The sequence below is a fragment of the Streptomonospora mangrovi genome (genome assembly GCF_027604915.1).
Lineage (GTDB): Bacteria > Actinomycetota > Actinomycetes > Streptosporangiales > Streptosporangiaceae > Streptomonospora > Streptomonospora mangrovi.
This window is the reverse complement of sequence record NZ_JAJAQC010000032.1, coordinates 31,560-51,978: the sequence shown is the minus strand read 5'-3', so window position 1 is coordinate 51,978 and position 20,419 is coordinate 31,560. Positions and strand designations below refer to the sequence as shown.

General features: G+C 74.8%; 17 protein-coding genes. 6 read left to right on the top strand and 11 right to left on the bottom strand.

Annotation, left to right across the window (positions count from 1 at the left end; translation table 11 throughout):
* Positions 1 to 160 precede the first annotated feature (160 nt).
* The 7 genes from LG943_RS18260 to LG943_RS18230 all read right to left on the bottom strand — a co-directional run bounded on the left by LG943_RS18260 (position 161) and on the right by LG943_RS18230 (position 9,939).
* The gene (locus LG943_RS18260; protein WP_270073520.1) at positions 161 to 853 is read right to left on the bottom strand and encodes a hypothetical protein; all 693 of its coding nucleotides are present in this window, start codon (positions 851 to 853) and stop codon (positions 161 to 163) included.
* Positions 840 to 2,462, bottom strand: coding sequence for a vWA domain-containing protein (locus LG943_RS18255; protein ID WP_270073519.1), 1,623 nt, complete (start codon positions 2,460 to 2,462; stop codon positions 840 to 842). Before LG943_RS18255 ends, LG943_RS18260 begins: the two co-directional genes overlap by 14 nt.
* Entirely contained in the window at positions 2,459 to 3,643 is a 1,185-nt protein-coding gene (locus LG943_RS18250) for a toxic anion resistance protein (protein ID WP_270073518.1), read from the bottom strand. The genes LG943_RS18255 and LG943_RS18250 overlap by 4 nt, the downstream gene beginning before the upstream one ends.
* Positions 3,640 to 4,803, bottom strand: a complete 1,164-nt coding sequence (locus LG943_RS18245; RefSeq protein ID WP_270073517.1) for a hypothetical protein — start codon at positions 4,801 to 4,803, stop codon at positions 3,640 to 3,642. Before LG943_RS18245 ends, LG943_RS18250 begins: the two co-directional genes overlap by 4 nt.
* A gap of 216 nt (positions 4,804 to 5,019) precedes the next feature.
* Positions 5,020 to 6,198 (bottom strand): aromatic ring-hydroxylating oxygenase subunit alpha, encoded by a 1,179-nt coding sequence (locus LG943_RS18240; RefSeq protein ID WP_270073516.1) that lies wholly within the window; start codon positions 6,196 to 6,198, stop codon positions 5,020 to 5,022.
* On the bottom strand, positions 6,195 to 7,418 hold the full coding sequence (solA, locus tag LG943_RS18235) for an N-methyl-L-tryptophan oxidase (RefSeq protein WP_270073515.1): 1,224 nt from the start codon (positions 7,416 to 7,418) through the stop codon (positions 6,195 to 6,197). Before solA ends, LG943_RS18240 begins: the two co-directional genes overlap by 4 nt.
* Before the next feature lie 43 nt (positions 7,419 to 7,461).
* Positions 7,462 to 9,939 (bottom strand): GcvT family protein, encoded by a 2,478-nt coding sequence (locus LG943_RS18230; RefSeq protein WP_270073514.1) that lies wholly within the window; start codon positions 9,937 to 9,939, stop codon positions 7,462 to 7,464.
* A 419-nt stretch (positions 9,940 to 10,358) separates the two neighbouring features.
* Here LG943_RS18230 and LG943_RS18225 point away from each other — a divergent pair, with 419 nt between their 5' ends.
* Both LG943_RS18225 and LG943_RS18220 read left to right on the top strand, forming a co-directional pair.
* Positions 10,359 to 10,703 (top strand): bifunctional 3-phenylpropionate/cinnamic acid dioxygenase ferredoxin subunit, encoded by a 345-nt coding sequence (locus LG943_RS18225; protein ID WP_333486392.1) that lies wholly within the window; start codon positions 10,359 to 10,361, stop codon positions 10,701 to 10,703.
* Positions 10,700 to 11,854: an NAD(P)/FAD-dependent oxidoreductase gene (locus LG943_RS18220; RefSeq protein ID WP_270073513.1), complete on the top strand. Its 1,155-nt coding sequence runs from the start codon at positions 10,700 to 10,702 to the stop codon at positions 11,852 to 11,854. Before LG943_RS18225 ends, LG943_RS18220 begins: the two co-directional genes overlap by 4 nt.
* 138 nt (positions 11,855 to 11,992) lie before the next feature.
* On the opposite strand, the gene xylA is transcribed toward LG943_RS18220, so the two are convergent.
* From xylA to LG943_RS18200, 4 genes are all read right to left on the bottom strand, one after another.
* Positions 11,993 to 13,150 (bottom strand): xylose isomerase, encoded by a 1,158-nt coding sequence (gene xylA, locus LG943_RS18215; protein ID WP_270073512.1) that lies wholly within the window; start codon positions 13,148 to 13,150, stop codon positions 11,993 to 11,995.
* 106 nt (positions 13,151 to 13,256) lie between these two features.
* Positions 13,257 to 14,663, bottom strand: a complete 1,407-nt coding sequence (gene xylB / locus LG943_RS18210; RefSeq protein ID WP_270073511.1) for a xylulokinase — start codon at positions 14,661 to 14,663, stop codon at positions 13,257 to 13,259.
* A gap of 249 nt (positions 14,664 to 14,912) precedes the next feature.
* A complete protein-coding gene (locus LG943_RS18205; protein ID WP_270073510.1) occupies positions 14,913 to 15,821 on the bottom strand; it encodes a helix-turn-helix domain-containing protein in 909 nt (302 codons plus the stop codon).
* Between the two features lie 613 nt (positions 15,822 to 16,434).
* Positions 16,435 to 16,671 (bottom strand): DUF397 domain-containing protein, encoded by a 237-nt coding sequence (locus tag LG943_RS18200; RefSeq protein WP_270073509.1) that lies wholly within the window; start codon positions 16,669 to 16,671, stop codon positions 16,435 to 16,437.
* 481 nt (positions 16,672 to 17,152) lie between these two features.
* On the opposite strand from LG943_RS18200, the gene LG943_RS18195 reads away from it, so the two are divergent.
* The 4 genes from LG943_RS18195 (at position 17,153) to LG943_RS18180 (ending at position 20,385) form a co-directional block, all read left to right on the top strand.
* Complete coding sequence (locus LG943_RS18195; RefSeq protein ID WP_270073508.1) at positions 17,153 to 17,710, top strand: ATP-binding protein; 558 nt, start codon at positions 17,153 to 17,155, stop codon at positions 17,708 to 17,710.
* Positions 17,711 to 17,907: 197 nt separating this feature from the next.
* A complete protein-coding gene (locus LG943_RS18190; protein WP_270073507.1) occupies positions 17,908 to 18,240 on the top strand; it encodes a hypothetical protein in 333 nt (110 codons plus the stop codon).
* A complete protein-coding gene (locus tag LG943_RS18185) occupies positions 18,212 to 19,729 on the top strand; it encodes a sensor histidine kinase (RefSeq protein ID WP_270073506.1) in 1,518 nt (505 codons plus the stop codon). The genes LG943_RS18190 and LG943_RS18185 overlap by 29 nt, the downstream gene beginning before the upstream one ends.
* Positions 19,726 to 20,385 carry a response regulator transcription factor gene (locus tag LG943_RS18180; RefSeq protein ID WP_270073505.1) on the top strand — a complete coding sequence of 220 codons (660 nt, stop codon included), beginning with the start codon at positions 19,726 to 19,728 and terminating at the stop codon, positions 20,383 to 20,385. Before LG943_RS18185 ends, LG943_RS18180 begins: the two co-directional genes overlap by 4 nt.
* The last annotated feature ends 34 nt before the right edge of the window (positions 20,386 to 20,419 follow it).

Genomic DNA, 20,419 nt, shown 5'->3' with positions numbered 1-20,419 from the left:
CCGCCGCGCCGCGGCGCCCGCACCGCACCGTGCGGGCGCCGCGGCCTTCAGCGTGCCCGGCCGCCGGCGACCGGCGGCCGGCTCGGTCCGACCCGCTCCTGCCCGCTCTCACTCGGCCCGGCCCGGCCCGACTCAGCGGCCCACCCGGACCCGCCCCGGCTCAGTCCGGCTCCCCGTCCTCCGCGGCAGGGCCGCCAAGGGGGTTGCCCGGGTCCGCCGCGCCGCCGGCGCGACCGCGCTCCCGCAGGTAGGTGGTGTGGTCGTCCTGCCGGCGGGCGTGGGCCTCCAGCATCCGCTCGGCCGTGCGGTCCACGTCGCGCTCCAGCAGCTCCACCTGCTCGCGCAGGTGCGCCGCCGCGCTCGTGCCGCCCCCGGCCCGCCGCGAGGCGTCGTACCACCACGGCAGGTTGAGGTAGGTCTCCAGCGCCTCGGGCAGGTCGCGCCGCACGATCCGCTCCAGTTCGTAGCCGGCCTCGGGGTCGGCGGCCACCAGCTCCTCCCGGCCCAGCAGGTCGCGCAGCTTGTCCTCCATGCGCGCGAACCGCTCGGGCACCCCGTCGGGCAGCCGGGACCGCCGCTCGCGCACCCGCCCGGCCAGCCGGTCCAGCGCGTCCAGGGTGCGCCGCAGCTCGGCGCGCGTGGACTCCGCGACCAGGTGCACCCGGGCCGGGGGCGCCGCCAGCGCGCCGGCGGTGTAGAGCGCGGCCACCGCCAGCGGCCAGAACGCGCCCACAAGCCCGGTGAACGCCAGCGCCAGGCCGGCCAGCCCGCCGACCGCGCCCCACAGGTTGCGGGTGGAGCCCAGGTAGTCCACCGCGGCGCCGAGCGCGCCCCGGCGCTCACTGGTAGCCACGGATCTCCCGGAACGCCTGGTCGAGGGAGTCCCGGCGGGCGTCGAACGCGCGCCCGCCGGTCAGCTCCGCCAGCTCCTCCAGCTCGGCGGCGTCGGACTCCCCGAAGACGACGGGGAACACCGGCACCTCCCGCAGCTCGGCCGGCAGGCCCGCGTGCTCGTGGCGGAACTCCTCCAGGGTGAGCCCGGCGTTGACCTCGCCGTCGGTCATCAGCACCACCGAGGTGAACCGGTCGGCCACGTCGTCCTCGCCGCGCAGCCGCTCGAACGCCTCGTACAGCGCGGAGTAGGCGGCGGTGTCGCCGACCGCCTCCATCGACTCCACGCTGGCCTGAATGTCGTCCAGCACCGGGCCGGGGTCCTCCTCGGGCACCTCGAAGGTCTCGGCGGGCCGCACCCGGCCGTCGAAGGGCAGCAGCGTCACCCGCTCGCGGCCGTAGAAGCGCTGGAACCGGCCGCTGACCGAGCTGGTGTCGCCGCCGGTGAGGGTGCCCATGGCGGTGCGCATGTCGGCGAGGCGGTCCCCGGCCATCGACCCCGACAGGTCCAGCACGTAGACGGTGCGGGCGGGCCGACGCAGCTCGTCGAAGTAGCTGCGGATCAGCCCGGTGGCGACCTCCTCCTGGGCGGGGAACGGCAGCTCGGCCACCTGGGGGAACTCCACCTCGGCGCTGACCTCCGCCGACAGCGGCCGGCGGTGGGTGGTGTCGGTGATCTCCCGCTGCACCTCGGCGGACATCAGGTACTCCACCAGCCGGTCGTAGCCCTCGGCCACCCGCTCGTCGGCGCTGGCCAGCAGCGACAGCGGGTAGTCGGCGGTGACCGCGCCGTCGGCGGGGTGCACGAGCGTCAGCGGCTCGGGCAGGTCGCCGGACTCGTTCAGCGACAGCAGCACCGACTCGTAGTTGATGAGGCCGTCCACCGGGGCGCCGGCGCCCTGCGCCGACGCGCGGCGGATGTAGGCGTCGGCCAGCCAGCCCGAGGACCCGGCGGTCAGCTCCTGGCCGGAGAAGAACGCGCGCAGCCGCGGCGCCACGGCGTCCACGTCCTCCTGGCGCAGTGCCGAGCCGGTGTCGGCCAGCGCCGAGGCCACGCCCACCAGCGCGCTGAACCCGGAGTTGGAGGCGGCCGGGTTGGTCATGCCGAAGCGCAGGTCGCCCGATGACGCGGCCTCGGCGATGTCGCCCCAGGTGACCTCGGCGCCCCCGGCCCACCCCAGGTCGGCCGCCGCCGACTCGGTGACCCCCAGCACCACCGGCGAGGCCATCACCGGGGTCTCCTCGGCGATCGCCTCGGCGCCGCCCGACTGGAGGTTGAGGTAGCGGTTGGAGGAGAACCACACCGCGTCGTAGCGGTCCTCGGTGCGCCCGGAGACGACCTCCTCCACGCCCTCCAGCGTGCCGGTGTAGTCCAGGTGCACGGTGACGCCGATCTCCTCGGCGGCGCGCTCCAGGACCGGCTCCAGGTCGCGGATCTCGCTGCCGGCCAGGATCCGCAGCTCACCGGCCGCGCCCGGGCCGGTCCCCGGCCCCTCCGCGCCGGGGGTGCAGCCGGCCAGGGCCAGCGCCGCGGCGGCGAGGGCCGCCGCCCACGCCCGCGCCGCCCTCATCGGTCCGACTCGCCGGGGCGGCGCGAGCGCTCCAGGTAGGTGCCCGCGGCCTCCAGTTCGCCGCGCAGGGCCTCGGTCGTGGCGGCCATGTTCTCCACCGCCTGCTCCTTGAAGTGGTCGATCTTGTCGATGGTGGCGTAGATCCGGCGGAACGCCTCGCGCAGCGTCTCCACGCCCACCGCCGGGTCGGCGGCGATGCGCTGGACGTCCTCGCTCTGGGTGGCCAGCATCTCGGCGTTGGCCGCGATGATGTCCTCGGTGGTGCCGCGCAGCGCGTCGACCTGCTCCACCACCCGCTTCTGGTTGGCCAGCGCCTGGGCCACGGTGACCGCCACCCGCAGCGCCGAGACCGTGGTGGTGGCGGCGCGGTCCACGCCCTTGATCAGCTCCTCGTTGCCGCGCCGCAGGGTGTCCAGCGCCAGGTAGCCCTGCACGCACACGGCGAGCTGGGTGAGCAGGTCCTGGTGGCGCTGGCGGACGGGGAACAGCACGTCGGCGCGCAGCCGGGCGGCGGTGTCGGGGTCGGCGGCGTCCACGCGGCGCTGCACGGCGGCGTCCAGCGCCTCGGCCAGCACCGCGTACTCCTGGAGGCGGCCCATGGTCTCCCACAGCCGGGCCCGCTCGTTGTGCAGCGCGGCGTTGTCGCGGCGCAGCTCGTCCTGGCCCGAGCGCAGGCTCGCCACGATGCGGTTGAGGCTGGTGTCGGCCGCCTGGTAGCGGTGGACCAGGTCGCGCGCCGCGTTGCCGAACGGCAGGAAGCCCAGCAGGCGGCGCCCGGTGAGGCGGCCGGCGTCCTTGGGGTCGAGGTCCTCGACCGTGCGGCGCAGCTCCAGCAGCCCCTCGCCGACCCGCCGCTGGGCGTCGGCGCCCTCGCCCTTGGCGCCGCTCATGCCCGACACCGAGCGCCGCAGCAGCCGGTTGGTGGACTCCGCCGAGGCCCGCATCTCGCCCTCGCCCAGGGCGGCGATGTCGCCGACGCGGGCCAGGAACTCGGGGGAGCGGGGGTCCAGGCCCGCCAGCTCGGCGGCGTAGCTGTCGGCGCGGCGGTGCAGCTCGGCGCGCTTGGCCTCCTCGATCGGCACGAGGTCGCGGGCGCGCTCGGGGCGCACCGGCCGCACGGGCTCGGGCGGGGTGAGGACGAGGTCGTCCTCGGGGGGTGAGAGCGGGGTGTCGGCGCTCACGTGCGCACCACTTCCTCCGGTACCGGTGTCGTCACTGCCGCGGTGCCGCCGGGCGCGCCGTCGTCCTCGGCGGGCGCGGGCATCCCGTCGGCGGTGTAGCGCTCCTCGATGCGGCCGATCAGGTCCTCGACCACCTCGTAGGTGGGGGCGGGCACGACGTCGGCGACCTGGTCGCGCACCGGAAGCTCCCGCTCGCGGACCAGGTCGGCGAACCGCCCGGCCTCGGTGGTGCGGAACCCGTGCTCGGCGGCCAGGCGCTGGAGTTCGGGGTCCTCGGTCAGCAGCCGGCCGAACTCGTCGCCGTCCTCGGACAGCGGGAGCATGGTGTGGGTGGCCACGGTGGTGGGGCCGGGGTAGAGCAGCACCACGTCCTCGGGCAGCCCGCCGGGGCCGGTGCGCGCGGTGATGTACTGCTGCTCGTAGGCCCACAGCAGCGGCGTGTGCCCGGCGCCCAGCGCCACGAACTGGTCGAAGGGCTGCTGGGAGCTGGCGGGCGGGCTGCCCTGGGCGAGGAACAGGCGGGCGGCCTCCTCGACCAGGTCGGGCTCGGCGGCGGCGTCGGTGACGACCTCCTCGCCGTTGAGCAGGTAGGAGACCACCACCAGGTACATCGCCGCGGAGTTGGAGGTGCGCGGGTCGGTGGTGCGGATCAGCACCTCGCCGCGCCCGGCCCCCTCCAGTGCGGCGCCGGGCAGGTCGCGCCAGCGGGTGCGCTCCTCGGTGAGGTCGAGGTAGGCGGCCATGTCGAGGTCCCAGGTGCCGTCCTGCGCCCGCTCGGCCACCCCGGCGCCCTCCAGCGCCTGCGCCACGGGCCGGTAGCTCAGCACCACCATGGGGGAGTAGAACGGCCGGTACACCCGGTCCACCGCGTTGTTGCGGCGCAGCACCTCGGCGGAGGGGTCGCTGCTGGGGAAGGCGAAGTCCACGCCGTCCAGGTCGGTGGTGGCGATCTCGCGGGAGCCGCCGGTGCGGATGTCGGCCTCGTAGCCGAGTTCGGCCAGCCGCTCGACCACCTCGGGGTCGGCGAAGAAGGTGGCCTTCTCCGAGCCGATCACGCCGGTGACCACCGTGGTCGAGGGGCCCCACAGGTTCCACGCGGCGGCCACCGCCACCCCCGCCACCAGGAGAGCCGATACCACCAGCGCACCGATGCGTCTCACCGGTCTCCCCTCACCCGCGCCGGATCCCGGCGGCGGCGCTCCACGCGTTGTCCGAGGGGATTGTCCGCCCGGCAGGCGGCCGGTGCGGGGCGGTCAGGTGGCGCCCAGGTGGACGGCGGGTATCCGCGCGTGGCGCGGTGCCCGGCGGCGGCGGGGTCGGCGCAGGCCGGCCCGGGTGCCCGGGCCGGTGCGCCCCCGCCGCCGCGGGCGTGGCCGCTACCGGCCGCCGGGGGCGCCGGCGCCCGGTCCGGGGCCGGTCTCGGTCTCGGGTTCGGCCAGCAGCCGCGCCACCCAGGCGTGGAAGGCGCCGATGTGGTGCTCCACGGGCACCAGCACCCCGCCGTCGCGGTAGGCCCGGGAGTCCATGGCCGGCTGGCAGCGCTCGCAGGCGTCGAAGTCCTGCCGGTTGACCCGGTCGAACAGCTCCACCGAGCGCGACAGGTCGGCGCCGGACTCCACCACGGCGGGACTGTAGAGCCAGTCGCACTCCACCCGGGTGCGGTCGGGCGCCAGCGGGAACATGCGGTGCACGATCACGTGGTCGGGCACCAGGTTGACGAACACCTGCGGCGGCACGGTGACGGCGTAGTAGCGGCGGTCCTGGTCGGTGCCCACGCCCTCCAGGCGGCCGAACCCGGCGCCGCCGTCGACGGTGAACCCGTCGACTCCGGCGCCGAACTCCGCGCCGTGGCCCACGTAGTACTGGGCGGCGTAGCCCTCGGCGAACTCCGGCAGCACCTCGGTCAGTTCGGGGTGGATGGTGCCGCAGTGGTAGCACTCCATGAAGTTCTCGACGATCAGCTTCCAGTTGGCCGCCACGTCGTAGGTGATGCGCCGGCCCAGCGCCAGGCGCTCCACCCCGTAGCGGTCCACGGCGGCGGCATCGCCCAGCCGCTCGGTCACGGCCGCCTGCACGGTGTCGGCGAAGGAGGGCGGCTCATCGGCCAGGCACACCCAGGCGTAGCCCAGCCACTCGCGCACGTGCACGGTGATCAGGCCGCGGTCCTCCCGGCGCACGTCGGCCATGTCGGCGAGGTTGGGCGCGGCCACCAGCCGGCCGTCCAGGTCGTAGGTCCAGGCGTGGTAGGGGCAGCGCAGCGACCGCTTGACGCTGCCGGCCTCCTCGGTGCACAGCCGCGCCCCCCGGTGGCGGCACACGTTGAGGAACGCGCGGACCTCGCCGGCGCGGGTGCGGGTGAGCAGCACGCTCTCCCGGCCCACCTGCACCGTGCGGAAGTCGCCGGGAGCGGCGAGGTCGGCGCAGCGCACCGCGCAGAACCAGGTGCGCTCGAAGATCAGCCGCTGCTCGCGGGCGAAGACGCCGGGGTCGGTGTAGTCGCGGCCGGGCGGGGTCGGGATCAGGCTCGGGGTGGCGGGCAGGTCCGTCGCTGTCACGTGGTCACCTCGTGCTGGGTCGGCCGGACGCGGCGCGGCCGGGGGTCGAACAGGCCGATGGGGTGGGCGGTGGCGCCGGCGGTGGCGAGGTCGGCCAGGATCTCCCCGACCACCGGCGTGAACTTGAACCCGTGCCCGGAGAACCCGCAGGCCACCGTGACCTGCGGGTGCTCGGGGTGGACGGCGATGACGAAGTGCTCGTCGGGCGTGGTGGTGTACATGCAGGTGGCGGCGCGCAGGAAGCGGCCCGGCAGGTCGGGCAGCCGGTCGCGCAGGTGCGCGGCCATCGCCTCGACCTCCTCGGGCGCCACGCGCCGCTCCAGAGTGTCGGGTGTGCAGGCCACGCCCTTGCGGAAGAACGCCGCCTTGACCCCGTCCTCGGGCCCCTCGTAGGCGGGGAACCCGTAGATCTGCACGCCGGCGGCGTCCTCCCACACGTAGACGGGGTGGCGCTCGGCGGCGAAGGGCGCGGTGCCGGTGCGCGGGTGGAACCAGTACTGCACCTGGCGCTCCACGGTGAGGGGCACGCCCAGGCCGGCCAGCACCTCGGGCGCCCACGCGCCGGGGCAGACCACCAGCCGCTCGGCGGTGTAGCGGCCGGCGGCGGTGGTGACGCGCACGCCGTCGCCGCCGGGCAGCACCGCCCAGTCCAGGGCGGGTTCGCCGAAGCGCAGGTCGGCGCCGTCGCGCCGGGCGAGGTCCAGGTGGGCGGCCACGGCCGCCTCGGGCCGCACGAACCCGCCGCGCTCCTCATACAGCGCGACCTCGTCGGCGCGCGGCGCGAAGGTGGGGAAGCGGCGGCGGATGTCGGCGGGCTCCAGGATCTCGTGGGGCAGCCCCCAGCGGCGCGCCGACTCCCGGCTGCCGGCGACCGTGCGGCTGTCGGGGCGGCCCAGCATCAGCGCGCCGGTCAGCGTCATCAGGTCGGCGCCGGAGTCGCGCTCCAGCGCCTCCCACAGCTCATAGGAGCGCAGCAGCAGCGGGACGTAGTCGGGGTGCTCGAAGTAGGACTGGCGGATGATGCGGGAGCCCCCGTGGCTGGAGCCCCGGTCGTGGGCGGGGCCGAAGCGCTCCAGACCCAGCACGCGCAGCCCCCGCGCGGCCAGGTGGCGGGCGGCGGCGCCGCCCATCGCGCCCAGGCCCAGGACGGCGACGTCGTAGGAGCGCCCGGCGCGCGCGGCCGGCGCGCCGGTACTGCCGTTGCTCGCTGTGGTGGCCATGGCGAAGTCCTCCGTGTCCTGCGTGCGGTGGTCGGGTCGGCGCTCAGCGGCGGATGCGGGCCATCTCGGGGTCGACCAGCGGCTCGGCCGCCACGGTGGCGGCCAGCGCCTCGCCGAAGTACTCCACGTGCACCCCGGTGCCGGGTTCGGCGGCCTCGGCCGGCAGCCAGGCGTAGGCGATCGTGCGGCCCAGCGTGGTGCTGCGGGCGGCGCTGGTGACGTATCCGGCGGGGGCGCCGGCGACCAGCACGGGCTCGCGGCCCAGGACCACCCGGTGCGGGTCGTCCAGGGTCAGGCAGGCCAGGCGCCGGCGCGGCGGGCGCTCGGCGGCGGCCGCCGCCGCGTCGCGGCCGACGAAGTCACCCTTGCCCAGGCGCACGGCGAACCCCAGCCCGGCCTCGTAGGGGTCGTGCTCGGTGGTCATGTCGGTGCCGGCCAGCCGGTAGCCCTTCTCCAGCCGCAGGCTGGAGAAGGCGCCGCGCCCGGCGGCGACCGCGCCGAGGGGGCGGCCGGCCGCCCACAGGGTGTCCCACAGCAGCGGCGCGGTGTCGGCGCCGGTGTAGATCTCCCAGCCCAGCTCGCCGACGTAGGACACCCGCAGCGCCAGCACCGGCACGTGCCCGATGTGGGCGCGGCGGGCCTTGAAGTAGCCGAACCCGGCGTGGGAGAAGTCGTCGTCGGTGAGCGGCTGCACCAGGTCGCGGGCCAGCGGCCCCCACACGCCCACGCAGGCGGTGCCGCCGGTGATGTCGCGCAGCACCACCGAGCCGTCGGCGGGCAGGTGGCGGGTGAGCCAGTCGGTGTCGAGCCGGCCGCTCACCCCGACCTGGAAGGCGTCCTCGGCCAGCCGGGTGACGGTGATGTCGGAGCGCACCCCGCCGGCGTGGTCGAGCAGCAGCGTGTAGGTGACCGTGCCGGGGGCGCGGTCGAGCTGGTTGGTGCACATGCGCTGGAGGAACGCCAGCGCGCCGGGGCCGCTGACCTCCAGGCGGGTCAGCGGGGTCATGTCGTAGAGCGCGACGCGCTCGCGGGTGGCGCGGGCCTCGGCGTCCACGACGGGCGACCAGTACCGGGCCGACCAGGGGTCGCGCTCGGGTGTGCGGGGGTCGGCCAGCGCGGCGTTGGCCGCGAACCACAGCGGCCGCTCCCAGCCGGCGGCCTCGCCGAACACCGCGCCCAGCTCCCGCTGGCGGTGGTGGAAGGGGCTGGTGCGCAGCGGCCGGGGCCGCCCGATCGGCTGGAGCGGGTGGACGACGTCGTAGACCTCCACGAAGCTCTGCTCACCGCGCTCGGCGATGTAGGCGGGGGAGAGCTGCGCCTCCTCGAACCGGTGGACGTCGCACTCGTGCACGTCGACCTGGGGGCGGCCCTCCACCATCCACTCGGCCACGGCCTTGGCCACCCCCGCCGAGTGGGTCACCCACACCGCCTCGGCCAGCCAGAACCCGGGCAGCTCGCGGGCCTCGCCCAGCAGCGGCATGCCGTCGGGCGTGAAGGAGAACACCCCGTTGAAGCCCTCGTCCACCTTGGAGTCGGCCAGGGCGGGCAGCAGCTCGCAGGCGTCGCGCCAGCTCGGCTCGAAGTCCTCGCCGGTGAAGGGCAGCATCGAGGGCATCTGCGGTGCCCGCCCCGGCGCGGCCACCGCCGCCAGGTCCACCGGCAGCGGCCGGTGGGCGTAGGAGCCGATCCCGATGCGGTCGCCGTGCTCGCGGAAGTAGAGGTCGCGGTCCTGGTGGCGCAGCAGCGGCAGCGCGGCCTCCAGGTCGGGCGGGTTGTCCACGCCGGGCAGCGGGGCGGTGTAGGCGTACTGGTGGGCCAGCGGCAGCAGCGGCACCGCCACCCCCGCCATGCGGCCGATCGCCGGTCCCCAGAACCCGGCGGCCGAGACCGCGATGTCGGCGGGGAAGGTCTGCCGGTCGGTGACCACGGCGCTGACGCGGCCCCCGGCGCGCTCGATCCCCACCACCGTGTGGTGGCCCAGGAACCGGGCGCCGCGCGCCGTGGCGGCGCGGGCCTGGGCCTCGCCGGCGCGCACCGCCTTGGCCAGGCCGTCGTCGGGGGTGTGCAGGCCGCCCAGCACCACGCCGGTGTCCAGGCCGGGCCACAGCCGAGCGCACGCGCCCGGGTCCAGCAGCTCCGCGCGCACGCCCCAGGCCCGCGCCCAGCCGAGCTTGCGCCGCAGGTCGGCCAGGCGCTCGGGCGTGGTGGCGACCTCCAAGCCGCCCACCGCGCGGAAGCACCACCGCCCGTCCAGGCTCAGGCCGGAGTACTTGCGCACGGTGTAGGCGGCGAACTCGGTCATGGTCTTGGAGGCGTTGGTCTGGAACACCAGACCGGGGGCGTGGGAGCTGGAGCCGCCCGTGGCGAAGAGGGGGCCCTGGTCGAGCACGGTGACGTCGGTCCACCCCCGGGCGGTCAGCTCGTCGGCCAGCGCGCAGCCGACGATCCCGGCGCCGATGATCACGACGCGGGGGCGGGAGGTGGGGCGGGCGGGGTGCGGCAGGTCGGAGGCGGTACTCATCGGCGGCGTCCCTTTCGCGCATGGGCGACCGAACTTAAGTTGCGTATCATGCACCGCTCTGCACGATTATCAACAGGCTGAAGTCCCGCCCGGCCCGCCGTCAACCCCTGGACCGTTAACGAATATTTCGCGGAAGTTGCTGATTGGTAGGCGTTTCCCGGGTCTTGACGCGGGCAGCGGGCCGAGCCGACACTGTTGCGTGTTCGGCGCGTTGTTGCGCATCAGGCGACTCCGGTCCCGTGGCCGGAGTGCTCCTGGCCGCTCCGCCGTGCGCTCTGTGGCGTGTTCCGCCCGAGGCCCCGCCTCCCTGACATCCCTGGTCCCACCGCGCCCGGCCCCGGGCGCCCGGCTCCCGCCCACCTCAGCACCGTCCGAGGACGGACCGGAACCTTCGGCGCACCACACTGCTCCGCCGCCAGATGGGAGATGCCATGATCTACGCCTGCCACCTCGACGACCTGCCCAAGGGCGAGTCCATCCGGGTGATGGCCGACGTGCCGATCGCCGTGTTCAACGTCGACGGGCGCCTCTACGCGGTCGACGACACCTGCACCCACCAGAACGCCTCGCTCTCCGACGGCTGGCTGGAGGGCTGCTTCATCGAGTGCCCGCTGCACGAGGCCGCCTTCGACCTGCGCACGGGCGCGCCCACCTGCCTGCCGGCCAAGCGCGCGGTGCGCACCCACGCCGTCACCGTCGCCGAGGACGGCGCCGTCTACGTCCACGCCGCCGTGGCCCAGCCCGTCGCCGAAGGCGCCGCGTGAAGGCCGTCACCGTGGTCGGCGCGTCCCTGGCGGGCCTGGGGGCCGCCCGCGCCCTGCGCGAGCAGGGGTACACGGGCGCGCTGACCGTCGTGGGCGCCGAGCGCCACGCACCCTACGACCGCCCGCCGCTGTCCAAGGACTTCCTGCTGGGCAAGGCCGAGGCCGCCGACCTCGCCCTGGCCGCCGAGGACGACGCCGCCCTGGAGGTGGACTGGCGGCTGGGGACGCCGGCGGCGGCGCTGGCACCGGGGCGGCGCGCCGTGGTGCTGGCCGACGGCACCGAGATCGCCTCCGACGCCGTGGTGGTGGCCACCGGCGCCGCCGCGCTCCCGCTGCCCGGCGCGCCCCGCCTGGCCGGGGTGCACACCCTGCGCACCCTGGACGACGCCGAGGCGCTGCGCGCCGACCTGGCGGCCGGGTCGCCGCGCGTGGCCGTGGTCGGCGGCTCCTTCATCGGCGCCGAGATCGCCTCGGCCTGCGCCGCGCTGGGGCTGGAGACCACCGTGGTCGAGGCGGCGCCGGCCCCGCTCGCGGCCGTGCTGGGGCCCGAGGTCGCCGCCGCCGTCGCCGGGCTGCACGCCGCCAACGGCGTGCGGCTGCTGTGCGGCACGCCGGTGGCCGCGCTCACCGGCACCGACCGGGTCACCGGGCTGGTCCTGGCCGACGGCCGCGCCGTGGCCGCCGACGTGGTCGTGGTGGGGATCGGCGCCCGCCCGGCCGTCGACTGGCTCGCCGGGTCGGGCCTGGAACTCGACCGGGGCGTGGTGTGCGACCCCGGGCTGCGCACCGCCCTGCCCGGGGTGGTGGCGGTGGGCGACGCCGCGCGGGTGCGCCGCGCCGACGGCACCACCGCGCGCGCCGAGCACTGGAGCGCCGCCAACGACCAGCCGCCGGTGGCCGTGCGCAACCTGCTCGCCGGCCGGACCGTGGCCGCCTACGCGCGGGTGCCCTACTTCTGGTCCGACCAGTACGGGGTGCGCCTCCAGTTCGCCGGCCACACCCGGCCCGGCGACACCCTGCGGGTGGTCGAGGGCGCCCTGGCCGACCGCGCCTTCGCCGCCGTCTACGAGCGCGACGGGCGGGCGGTGGCGGCCGTCGCCCTGGACCGCCCGCGCGCCTTCACCCGGCTGCGCAAGGGCCTCGCCGCCTGAGGGGCGCGGCCCCCCGGCCGCTCCCCGGAGAGCCCGGGGCAACGGGAACGGGAAAGGGGGCGGTGCGGCGGCCCCGCGAGGACCCCGCCGCACCGCCCCCGTGCGCGCGCCCCCGCCGCCGGCGGGGGCGCGCCGCGCTCAGCGCACGCCGAACAGGTGGTCCATCGCCAACTGGTCCAGCCGCTCGAAGTGGTAGCCGCGCTCGCCCGCCGCCGCCAGGTCGAGGTCCTCGGCCAGCAGGTCGCCCAGCGACTCGCCCGGCCCCAGGGTCGGCTGGGCCAGCTCGGCGACCCGCGCCGCCTCCAGCGCCTTGGCGACCTCGGGGTCGGCGCGGAACGCCGCCGCCTTCTCGCGCAGGATCAGGTAGTTGCGCATGCACGCCGCCGCCGACTCCCACACGCCCGAGGCGTCCTCGGTCCGGGGCGGCTTGAAGTCGAAGTGGCGCGGGCCGTCGTAGCCGGCCGTCTCCAGCAGGTCGACCAGGAAGAACGCCTCCTTGACGTCGCCGGCGCCAAAGCGCAGGTCCTGGTCGTACTTCACGCCGCGCTGGCCGTTGAGGTCGATGTGGAACAGCTTGCCGTGCCACAGCGCCTGGGCCACCCCGTGCACGAAGTTCAACCCCGCCATCTGCTCGTGGCCGACCTCGGGGTTGAGGCCCACCATCTCGGGGTGCTCCAGTTCGTTGATGAACGCCAGCGCGTGGCCCACCGTGGGCAGCAGCACGTCGCCGCGCGGCTCGTTGGGCTTGGGCTCCAGCGCGAACCGCAGGTCATAGCCCTTCTCCCGCACGTAGCCGCACAGGATGTCGAACGCCTCGCGCAGCCGGTCCAGCGCCGCGCGGTCGTCCTTGCCCGCTTCGGACTCCGCGCCGTCCATGCCGCCCCAGCACACGTAGGTGCGCGCGCCCAGTTCGGCGGCCAGGTCGATGTTGCGGACCACCTTGCGGATGGCGTAGCGGCGCACGTCGCGGCTGTTGGAGGTGAACCCGCCGTCACGGAACACCGGGTGGCTGAACAGGTTGGTGGTCATCATCGGCACGGTGAGCCCGGTCTCGGCCAGGGCCGCGCGGAACCGGGTGAGGATCGCCTCGCGCTCGGCGGCGCCGGAGCCCGGCGGGAACAGGTCGTCGTCGTGGAAGGTGATCCCGTAGGCGCCCAGGTCGGCGAGCCGGCGGACCGCGTCGGCACCGTCCAGCGGCGGCCGGACCGCCTCGCCGAAGGTGTTGACACCGCGCCAGCCCACGGTCCACAGGCCGAAGCTGAACTTGTCCTCCGGCACCGGCTGGTAGTCGCTCATCAGATGTCCTCGCTCGTGTCGGTGTTGGGGCGGGGCGGCGCCGGGTGACGCCGGGGCAGGTCGGGGGAAGAGAGGGGTCGGACGGGCGGAGAGGGGCGGAGCGGGCTCATGCGGCGCCGGTCAGCCCGGCGCGCACCTCGGCGTAGCGCTCGCGCACGCCGGGCACCGGGTCGGCCTCGTACACCTCGGCCGCGGCCGTGCCGCCCCACTCCGGCGGCTCGGGGGTGCCCGCCAGCGCCCACGCGGCCTGGCGCGCGGCGCCGTCGGCCACGTACTCTCCGGGCTCGGGCACCACCACGGGGCGGCCCAGGACCTGCGGGGCGACGGCGCGCACCGCCGCCGAGCGCGCGGCGCCGCCGATGAGCAGCACCCGCCGCACCGGCACCCCTTGGGCGGTCAGCGCGTCCACCGCGTCGGCCAGGCCGCACAGCATGCCCTCCACGAACGCGCGGGCGATCGCGGGCGGGGTGAGGTTGGCCCGGGTCAGGCCGTCGAGGCGGCCGGCCGCATCAGGCAGGTTGGGGGTCCGCTCGCCGTCGAGGTAGGGCAGCAGGGTGAGGCCGCCGGCGCCGGGCGGCGCCTCCAGCGCGAGCCGCCCGAACTCCGCCAGGTCCACGCCGAGCATGCGGGCGCCCGCGTCGATGACCCGGGCGGCGTTGAGCGTGCACACCAGCGGCAGGAACCGGCCGGTGGCGTCGGCGAACCCGGTGACCAGGCCGGAGGCGTCGAAGGTGGGCTCCTCGGCCACCGCGAAGGCGGTGCCCGAGGTCCCCAGCGACACCACCACGTCGCCGGGGCCGGCGCCCAGGCCCAGCGCGGCGGCCATGTTGTCGCCGGTGCCCACCGACACCGTGCCGATGGCGGGCAGCCCTGCGGCGCGGACCGGACCGGCGCTCTCGCTCGGTGCGGCCACGCGCGGCACGGCCAGGTCGCGGCCGAAGGCCGCGCGCAGCAGGTCGGGGCGGTAGGCGCCGTCGGCGGGGGAGTAGTAGCCGGTGCCCGAGGCGTCGCCCCGGTCGGTCAGCGCCTCGGCGCCCCCGCCGCCGGTCAGCCGCCAGGTGAGCCAGTCGTGGGGCAGCAGCACGCGCTCCACCCGCGCGGCGTTGGCGGGCTCGTGCTCGGCCAGCCAGCGCAGCTTGGTGACGGTGAGGCTGGCCACCGGCACGCTGCCCACGGCCCGCGCCCACGCCTGGGGGCCGCCAAGTTCGGCGACGAGGTCGCGGGCGGCGCCGGCCGAGCGGGTGTCGTTCCACAGCAGCGCGGGCCGCACCACCGCGCCGTCGGCGTCGAGGGCGACCATGCCGTGCTGCTGGGCGGCCACCCCGATGGCGGCCACGCCCTCCAGCATGCCGTCGCCGCAGGCGCCCAGCAGCGCCTCCCACCAGTGGCGGGGGTCGATCTCGGTGCCGTCGGGGTGGGGCGCCTGCGCGGCGCGCACGGGTTCGCCGGTGTCGGCGCGGCGCACCACGATCTTGGTGCCCTGGGTGGAGGAGTCCACTCCGGCGACCAGCATCCTCGGCCTCCAAGCGCTGTGGGGGTGTGCCGAACGTGATCCACGACATGCTCGCGGGGATTAGTTTGGTTTCCGGACTAATCAAAAGTCAATCCCGCCGGCCGGGTGGAACGGGGCGGTCGGGGGCTCGCGGGGGCGGGCGCGGAGGTCGGTGCGCCAGGGCTGCGGGCAGTACAGAGCCACCGCGGGCGCCTGAGCGCCCGCGGCGGCGGTGCCGGTCCGGCCCGGGCGGGCCGGCCGGGGGGAGTGCTAGCCCATGTCGTCGAGGATGCGGCGCAGGAAGCGCGGGGTCTCCGAGGCCGGCGCCGCCTCAAGGCAGAGCTGGTCCATGACCGCCATGTAGTGGTCGGTCTCCTCGGGCTTGTCGAAGTAGACGGAGCTGGTGAGCTGCTCCAGGTAGACGACGTCGGGCAGGTCGGCGCCGGTGAAGCGCAGGATGCTGAACGGCCCGCCCGCGGCGGCGTGGCCGCCCCGGTTGAACGGCACGATCTGGAGCGTGACGTTGGGCAGGGTGGCCATCTCGATGAGGTGCTCGAGTTGGGCGCGCATGGCGTGGGCGCCGCCCAGCGGGCGGCGCAGCGCGGCTTCGTCGACCACGGCCCACAGGCGGGGCGCGTCGGGGCCGGTGAGCCGCTGCTGGCGGGTCATGCGCAGGTGCACGCGGCGGTCGATCTCCTCGACGGGCGCGTTGCCGTGGGCGAGCATGATGACGGCGCGGGCGTACTCCTCGGCCTGGAGCAGGCCGGGCACGAACTGGAGTTCATAGGTGCGGATGATCGAGGCGGCTTCCTCGAGCCCGACGTAGACCTCGAACCAGTTCGGCAGGACGTCGCTGAACTTGTGCCACCACCCGGGGGTGTTGGCCTGCCGCGCCAGGGAGAGCAGGGTGTCGCGCTCCTCGGGCTCGGTCACACCGTAGAGGGTGAGCAGGTCGGCGACGTCGCGCTCCTTGAAGCTGACCTGCCCCAGCTCCAGGCGGCTGATCTTCGCGTGCGAGGCGCGGATCTCATACCCGGCGGCCTCGCGGCTGATGCCCTTCGCGGTGCGCAGCCGCCGTAACTGCGTGCCGAGCAGGATGCGCAGCACGGTCGGCCCGCCGCGTGACTGGGCGAGTACGTTCGCCGGAGGAGACTCGTCCTCCGTCCGCACTACCTCCATTTGCCCTCCCAAGAGCGCTGGTCGACGCCAGTGAATCAGAATAACGACCATTACGGCAATCGCCGTCGAACTGCGCGTTACTCTCCTAGCAGTCACGACGACGCGCTGTGACGCCGGGCGCGAAATCGCCGCGCCGCTCGGAATCGTCCGAGGCGGCGGGGTTGCGGCGCCCTGCCGTGGCCGGTCGAATGCGAATGGTGCCCTATCCCCGGTTCCGAGGGTAGCCGGGGTCCGCCGGTGCGCGGGCGCGTTCGGGCGGAGCGCCCCCGATGGGAATTGGCGGCTAATTGCGGCCTACCGCGAAAGTGCAGGTAATCCGGTGGGAATCCGGTGTTCACGACGAAGGCCTCGGTGCGCTCGGCGGTATTTCCCCCGGGCGGTCGACCGGCCGCTCACCTGGCCACCCGGTGCCCTCGCGGTTGGGCGGGTGCCCGCCGGGACGGTCCCGCGCGCGGCGGGCGGCGGACAGGATGGGCGAGGTGGGCGGGCCGCGGAGGCGGTCGCCGGTCGGGGTGCCTGCCGGCGCGTGCCGTCCCTGCTTCGGACCCGGCTCGCGCGGGCGGTGCCGCGGTCGCCGGCCCTGGCGGGCGTCGCGCGCGGCGTGCGCCCGGGGTCAGTCGATCAGGTGGTCGAACTCGCCCTGCTTGGCGCCGCTGAGGAACGCCTTCATCTCGGCGGGGGTGTAGATCAGCGCCGGCCCGTTGGGGTGGCGGGAGTTGCGCACGGCGATGGCGCCGTCGGGGAGTTGGGCCACCTCGACGCAGTTGCCGCTGGGGTTGCTCAACTCCGACTTGCGCCACACGACCCCCCGCAGCCGGCTGGCGGGGATGCCGTTGTAGGTCTGCTGCATCTGTGGTCTCTCCTATCTGCCGCGACACAAGATCATCCGCGACTCGCGCAGACTACCGGATGCACGTGCATATGTGTTTGCAGGGGTGCTTGCGTCAGTAAACCACGCCAAGTACGGCCATACCTGGCCATCTGCCGCCGTGGTTCGCAAGTCGGGCGCTTTGTGACGATTGGGGAGTAATGGGACTTGCTGCGGACTCACGTCGCGCCAGGTCACGGCCACCTGGTGCCGCTGGTTCCCGTGACGCTTCGTGTCGCCCTTTGTTGACCTGCGATAAAGCGGAACGCGCGCCCGCGCGAGACGCTCGAGTGTTCCCGGGGTTCGCTTAAGTTTTCATAACGAACCGCTCCGGGGGGGACACGCGCCGCACTTCTCACTAGACTCGGTTTTGCACATGCATTCGTGCTTACGTCTGTAAGTGACGAGAGAAAAGGGTGCACGTGAACCCGTACGCTGCGAGCCCCACAGCGCAAGGAGCGCGATGACTGCGCACTCTGCCCACTTCAGAGCCGGCGACCTGTACCTGGAGTCCAGCAGCGGCCGGCTGCCGCCCGTCCGTCTTGACGTGCCGGGAGGCTGGCAGGGGCTGTCACCGGCCCCGCTGCCCGTGGGAGAGCACTTCATCCGGCCGGTCACCGCGGTGCGCGGCCTGGGCTTCCACCCGGCCTCGGTGAAAGCCGCGCGCGACTTCGCCCACTCCGTGCTCGCCGAGTGGGGCTACGCCGGGCTGTCCGGGGACGTGCGCCTGGTGGTCTCCGAACTCGTCACCAACGCCTGCCGGCACGCCGCCCCCGTGGACGCCGGACTGATCTCGGAGTGGTCCATCCAGTTCGGCCTGGTCCGCGACGACCACGAGCTGACCTGCATGGTCTTCGACCCCAGCCTCGTCGCCCCGGCCATGGCCGACCCCGACGACTGCGAAGAGGGCGGCCGCGGGCTCCGCCTCATCGACACCTACAGCTCCAAGTGGGGCTGGAACATCCTCGACGGGCAGGGAAAGGTGGTCTGGGCCGCGTTCTCCATTCCCGACGCGCCCTAGAGGGGCACCACCGGGTACCTCTGCCCTTCCGGAGAGGGCGCCGCCGCCGGTCTCGGCGGCGGCGCCCGTTTTTCACGCGCGCCCCCGCGCCGGACCGCTCCGGCGCTGTGACCTGGGCCGTCGCCGCCCTCCTTGGATGAGGGTTTTCTCATCTCGGTTTCATGGCTCCTCCACGGTCGCGGGCCATGATCACAGTCATGAAACCGCTGTACCGCGTCACGCTGATCGGCGGCGTCGCCATCGCCGCCCTGCTCATCGCGGCCCTGGCCTGGGCCATGAGCCGCGACACCGCTCCCGAGCCCCCTCCCGAGCAGGTCATAGTGGGAGAGTCGCCCGCGTCCAACCCCGCCGGGCAGGGGCCCGGCCGAGAGGCGTCGGCCAGCCCGTCGGCGGCGCCGTCGGACAGCCCGTCCCCGCACCCCTCCGAGGACGACATCGTCTCGCCGCCGCCCCCTGTCACCGGCGACGACGACGCGGACGATGACGACGAGGAAGGGGACGATGACGGCGACGACGACGGCGACGACTGAGGACCGCGCACCCGCACCCGCGCCGGAGCCGGGCAGGCCCGCGCTCTGGCGGCGCATCCCCGCCCGGGTGCGGATCATGGTCTGGGTGGTGCTGCTGATGGTCGGCGTGCTCACCCTGGTCAACGTCATCACCTGGCAGGCGCTGCGCACCGGGGTGGACGACCGGATCGACAGCGCGCTGACCCAGGAGCACGACGAGTTCGCGCAGTTCTTCGAGGGCAACAATCCCCAGGCACCGCAGGGCTTCACCACGGTCGACGCGGCGCTGCGGACCTACGTGGTCGGCCAGTACCCCGACGACAACGAGATCATCTTCGGCCACGTGGACGAGGAGCCGGGCGCCCAGGTGCCCACCGGCCGCGTCCGCCAGTTCCCCGAACCGCTCTACGACGTCTCAGCCGACGAGGACCTGCGCGCGCAGATTTTGGAGTCCTCGGCCGGGCGCGGCGTGGTCGACACCCCCGCCGGCGCCCTGCGCTGGCAGAAGGCCCGGCTCGACGTGCAGCCCGCGTCCTCGGGCAACCCCGGCGGCTGGTTCGTCATCGGCTACTTCGTGGAGCCCGAACTGGCCGACGTCAACCGCACCATCGGCACGCTGTCCCTGGTCAGCGCGGTCGGCCTGCTCATCGCCGGCGCCGCCGCCTGGTGGGTCTCGGGCCGCATCCTGGCGCCCATCCGGCTGGTGCGCCAGACCGCCGCCCAGATCAGCGAGGAGGACCTCACCCGGCGCATCGACGTCCCCGGCAACGACGACGTCGCCGCGCTGGCCGAGCAGTTCAACGCCATGCTCGACCGGCTGGAGGAGTCGTTCTCGGCGCAGCGGCGGTTCGTGGACGACGCGGGCCACGAACTGCGCACGCCCATCACCATCGTCCGGGGCCACCTGGAGCTGATGGGCGACGACCCCGAGGAGCGGCGCGAGGTCGTGCGGCTGGTCACCGACGAACTGGACCGCATGGCCCGCATCGTGGACGACCTGCTGCTGCTGGCCAAGGCCGAGCGGCCCGACTTCGTCCAGCCGCGCACCGTGTGGCTGGCCGAGCTGACCGGCGACATCGACGCCAAGGTCCGGGCGCTGGCCGACCGCAACTGGCGGCTCGCGCACGTCGGCGAGGGCGCGGTCCACGTCGACCCCCAGCGGATCACCCAGGCCATGGTGCAACTGGCGTCCAACGCCGCACAGCACACCGGGCCCGGCGACACCATCAGCATCGGGTCGGCCATGGTCGAGGGCGGCGGGGCCGTGCTGTGGGTCGGCGACACCGGCCCGGGGATCCCCGAGGCCGACCGCGCCCGCATCTTCGAGCGGTTCGCGCGCGGCTCGGGCGCCCGCAACCGCACCGGCGCCGGCCTGGGGCTGGCGATCGTGCGCGCGATCGTGGAGGCCCACCACGGCCGGGTGGAACTGCGCTCGGTGCCCGGCCGGGGCGCGGAGTTCTCCCTCATCCTGCCCCCCACCCACACCGACAGAGCCAAGGAGCGGATGTGAGTCGAATCCTGATCGCCGAGGACGAGGAGCGCATCTCCGCGTTCGTCCGCAAGGGACTGGTGGCCAACGGGTTCGCGGCCGCCGTGGTGGCCACCGGCGCCGAGGCGGTGGACTACGCGCTCTCGGGCGAGTTCGACCTGCTGGTGCTGGACATCGGCCTGCCCGACCTCGACGGGTTCGCCGTGCTGCGGCGGGTGCGCGCCGGGGGGTCCACCCTGCCGGTGATCTTCCTCACCGCGCGGGACGGGATCGCCGACACCGTCACCGGCCTGGAGAACGGCGCCGACGACTACATGACCAAGCCGTTCCGGTTCGAGGAGCTGCTGGCGCGGGTGCGGCTGCGGCTGCGCACCGACCGGACCGCCGAGCACACGACGCTCAGCGCCGCCGGGCTCACCCTGGACCTGCGCACCCGCCGGGCGGCCACCGCCACCGGCACGGTCGACCTCACCGCACGGGAGTTCGCCCTGCTGGAGCTGCTGCTGCGGCACCGCGACCACGTGCTCTCGCGCCAGCAGATCCTCTCCCACGTCTGGGGCTACGACCACGACCCCGGGTCCAACGTGGTGGACGTCTACGTGCGCGCGCTGCGCAAGAAGATCGGCTCCGGGCGGATCGAGACCGTGCGGGGCATGGGCTACCGCCTGGCCGGCTGACCGGGGGCGCCGGCCGCCGCGCGCGGCCGCCCCG